Source organism: Amycolatopsis sp. SID8362, from assembly GCF_010550475.1.
Taxonomy (GTDB): domain Bacteria; phylum Actinomycetota; class Actinomycetes; order Mycobacteriales; family Pseudonocardiaceae; genus Amycolatopsis; species Amycolatopsis eburnea.
Window position 1 is genome coordinate 1 of record NZ_JAAGNB010000453.1, and the last position, 4,048, is coordinate 4,048.

Genomic DNA, 4,048 nt, shown 5'->3' on the forward strand with positions numbered 1-4,048 from the left:
GCTGACCGCCGACCCGGCCCGGCGTGCCGAGCGTGCCGTGGCGGCCGCGGACGTCGGCCTCCGGGCGGGTGACCTCGCGGCCGCCCGCGCTTCGGTCGACGTGGCGGAACGCGACGCGCGGGACGAGTTCCTCCGTGCCCGCGCTCACCTGGTCCGGAGTCAGATCGCGTTCTCGGCCGGGCTCGGCAGCGAAGCCCCGCCGATGTTGCTGGCGGCCGCGCAGCGGCTCGAACCCTTCGACCCGGACCTCGCGCGGGAGACCTATCTGCAGGCCTGGGGCGCCGCGGCCCTGATCGCCGCGGACGGCGAGAGTCTCCTGGCGATCTCCCGGGCGATCCGGGATCTGCCGCCGCCGGAAGGTGAACCGCGTCCCATCGACCTGGTGCTCGCCGGCTACGGGCTGCTCGTCACCGACGGCCGGTCCGCCGCGGTTCCCGTCCTGGAACGGGCCACGGCCGCGCTCGTGGATCTTCCCGCGCAGGACGTGCTGAAGTGGGGCTGGGTCGGCAACGGCGCGAACGCGGCCGTCTGGGACGACCAGGCCATGCGCCGGACCTACGTCCGGGCGGCCGAGGTGGCCCGCACCGCCGGCGCCCTGACCGTGCTTCCCATCTACCTCGCCTCACTGGGGATCGCGACGACGTGGACCGGGGACTTCGCCGGCGCTGCCGCGATCGTCGCCGAAGCCGAGGCGGTCGCCACCGCGACCGGCGTCCCCATCGCGCCGCACACCAAGCTGCTGCTGACGGCGATGCAGGGCAAGGAGACCGAGGCGGCCGAGCTGATCGCCGCCACCGTCGAATGGGCCTCGCAGGACGGCCAGCTGATGGGCGTGACGTCCGCGAACTGGGCCGCCGCGGTCCTCTACAACGGCCTGGCCCGGTACGAGCAGGCGATCCCGGCGGCCCAAGTCAGCGCCGGGATCGCCGAACTGTGGGTCTCGGTGTGGGTGCTGCCGGAACTCATCGAGGCGGCGGTCCGCGTCGGCGAAGACGAGATCGCCCACGGCGCCCTCGACCGCCTGACCGCGGCGGCGGAGCCCTGCGACACGGACTGGGCCCAGGGAATCCTGCAGCGCAGCCGGGCGCTGCTCAGCGACGAGTCCGCCGCGGACCGCTGCTACCGCGAGGCGATCGAGCGGCTGGGCCGGACGAAGCTGCGTCCCGAGCTGGCGCGGGCCCATCTGCTGTACGGCGAGTGGCTGCGCAGGCAGACCCGGCGTCTCGAAGCACGGGAACACCTGCGCGCGGCGTTGGACATGTTCGCCTCGATCGGCATGGACGCGTTCGCCGAGCGCGCCCGCCGTGAACTTCTCGCCACCGGCGAGAAGGTGCCGAGCCACACGGCCGAGCCGGCAACGGGCGATGAACTGACGCCCCAGGAAAGGCAGATCGCGCTCCTCGTCCGCGAAGGCTTCTCCAACTCGGAGGTCGGCGCGCAGCTCTTCCTCAGCCCGCGGACGGTCGAGTGGCACCTCCGCAAGATCTTCACGAAGCTTTCCATCACCTCCCGCAGGCAGCTCCGGGACGCCCTGTCCGGCGGCGAATGACCCCACGAGCCCGGTTCCCGGACACCCTGGTTCCCGGAACCAGGGTGCCTCCCTGGCTCGCCCCGGGAACCGGACGCGCGAGCCTGGTCGCGAGGGACAGCTCGCGAAGGGATGAGAAAGCCATGTCCGACAAGACGTTGGCCGGGGCGGTCGCGCTCGTGACGGATGCCGGCAGCGACATCGGTGCCGCCACGGCGCACCGCCTCGCCCGCGAGGGCGCGGCGGTGGCGCTGGTCGCGCGCAGCGGTGACCGCTTGGACCAGGTAGCGGACGACATCAGGAACCTGGGCGGCCAGGCCATCGAGGTGACGGCCGACATCACCGATCCGGAGCGTGCGTGCCAGGCGGTGCAGGACACGCACGATCGGCTCGGCCGCCTGGACATCCTGGTCAACAACGCGGGCATCGTGCTGCTCGACACGGCGTTGCACGCCCCGCTGGCGGAGTGGGACCGGCTGATCGCGCTCAACGTGACCGCGCTCCTGCACCTCACGCACGCCGCGGTCCCGTACCTGATCGACGCGGCCGCGACGTCGCCACGGCAGGTGGCGGACCTCGTGAACGTCAGCCTGACGGCCGGGCAGCTCACCGGGCAGGGCAGCAGCGTCTACAACCTCACCAGGTCCGGTCTCGAGGGGTTCACCGAGTCGCTGCGCCGCGAGCTGCTCGTCGAACGGGTGCGGGTCGGCCTGGTGGAGCCCGCCGTCGTGGAACCCGGCCTGGTGAACCATTTCGGTACTGCGACCCGCACCGCGGCCGGCCGGCCCGTCGGCGGCCGGGAAGCACTGCGGCCGGAGGACGTCGCGGACGCGATCGGCTACATCGTCACCCGCGATCGCCGGGTCGCGGTCAGCGAGATGCGCGTCCGCGCGGCCGAGCGGCGCTGACCGTCAGCTGTCGATCGCACTGCCGCGGAGTTTCCGGCGTGAGTCGACGCCGAGCTTGGTGAACACCTTGCGCAGGTGCCATTCGACCGTGCGGGGGCTGAGGAACAGCTCGGCGCCGATCTCCGTGTTCGTCTTCCCGTCGCGCGCGAGGCGGGCGATCTGGGCCTCCTGCACCGTGAGGACCGGAGGAGCCTCGACCACCCGGCTGCGGATCGACTCGCCGGTGGCCATGAGTTCGCGACGGGCGCGCTCGGCGAAGGCGTGCGCGCCGAAGCGATGCAGCATCTCGTGAGCCCTGCGCAGCTGCTCGCGCGCGTCGAGGCGCCGGTTCTCGCGACGGAGCCACTCGCCGTACACCAGGTGAGTGCGTGCCAGCTGCACGGAAACCCTGGTGCGCGCGAGGCGCCCGATGGCCTCGCGGTACAGCAGGTCGGCGGCCTGGCCGTCGCTGAGCAGGGCTTTGGATCGGGCCAGCATGCCGAGGGCCCACTCCGTGCCGCCGGCGGTGGCCCGCTCCTCGAGCCGCGTCAGGGCGGCCGCGGCCGCGGCGGGGGCGTCACCGCGGGCACCCGCCTCGACCAGCTCGGTGAGGGACAGGCCGAAGGCCATCAGATCGTCGTGCTCGCAGCCCGCTTCCGCGGCGGCCAAGGCGTCCTGGTAGCGGCCGAAACCGTTGTGCAGCACCGCGGTCAGGTAGTGGCCCAGGCCGATGGCACGCCCCTCACCCCACGTGGTAGCCCATTCGGCCTGTCCCCGGATCAGCTCCGCCCCCTGGGCGTCCTGGCCGCGCCAGGCGACGAGCAACAGCGAGGCGTAGCCGAGCGGCGAGTTGCCGGTCGCCGCCGTGATCGCGGCGGACTCCTCGACCAGCGCCGACGCCGCGTCGAACTCGCCGGCGTGTACGTGCACGGCAGCGCGATAGGTGAGGGCCAGGGGCAGGAAGTTGAGCGCGCCGGACTCGCGTGCCGTCCGGACCGCGTGCGTGGCCAGTTCGTGCCAGGCCTCGTCGTCCCACATGTCGCCGGCGGCCGGCCACGCCAGCCAGAGCCAGCGCATGATGTCGTCCCCGTCCGCGCCGGCGTCGTGCCGGAATGCCTGCATGGCGAGCTTCAACCGCGGCGCGCCCGCCGCGTGACCCTCGGCGAACCGCGTCGCCAGGCCGTCCAGGAGTGTGTCGGCAGGCCGCGCCGGTCGTGGTCCGCCCGGTGCGGTACGGGCGGCCTCGGCCACCTCTTTCAGCCTGTCGGGGCCGTTGAGCCGACCGCCGAAGATCGCTGCTCCCACTGCTTCGAGGTACGCCTCGCGCGCCTGTCCGTCGTCGATCCGGGCCAGCCGGCCGGCCGCGTCGAGCAACAACGGCAACGCTTCACCGCCGCGCCTGCGGGCGAAGACGATCTGGGCGCGCAGCCGCGCCAGCCGCCCGTGCTGCAGCTCGTCGAGCACGCCCATCTCGGCGGCGGCGATCAGATCGAGCGCCGCGTCGGGAGCCCCTGCCTCGAAAGTCGCCTGCGCCGCGGCCAGCGCCCTCGCTCCTCGCCTGGCCGGATCGGGAGTCAGCTCGGTCGCCCGCCGCAGGAACGCGGCCGCCGCGGCGACGCCGCCGCGAGCCTGG

At 73.3% G+C, this 4,048-nt stretch carries 3 protein-coding genes; 2 read left to right on the forward strand and 1 reads right to left on the reverse strand.

Annotated features, from left to right (window positions below; genetic code table 11):
* Positions 1-1,549, forward strand: a 1,549-nt coding sequence (locus G3I65_RS14335; RefSeq protein WP_239071157.1) for a helix-turn-helix transcriptional regulator, incomplete at its 5' end; no start/stop codon positions are given.
* 122 nt (positions 1,550-1,671) lie between these two features.
* On the forward strand, positions 1,672-2,436 hold the full coding sequence (locus tag G3I65_RS14340) for an SDR family NAD(P)-dependent oxidoreductase (protein WP_160696550.1): 765 nt from the start codon (positions 1,672-1,674) through the stop codon (positions 2,434-2,436).
* A 3-nt stretch (positions 2,437-2,439) separates the two neighbouring features.
* On the opposite strand, the gene G3I65_RS14345 is transcribed toward G3I65_RS14340, so the two are convergent.
* Positions 2,440-4,048 (reverse strand): helix-turn-helix transcriptional regulator (locus G3I65_RS14345; RefSeq protein ID WP_239071159.1); only part of this gene is annotated, 1,609 nt, incomplete at its 5' end.

What these genes read in the sequence shown, in the direction of transcription:
- G3I65_RS14340 (WP_160696550.1), top strand. Translation starts at nt 1,672, where the DNA reads ATGTCCGACAAGACGTTGGCCGGGGCGGTCGCGCTCGTGACGGATGCC.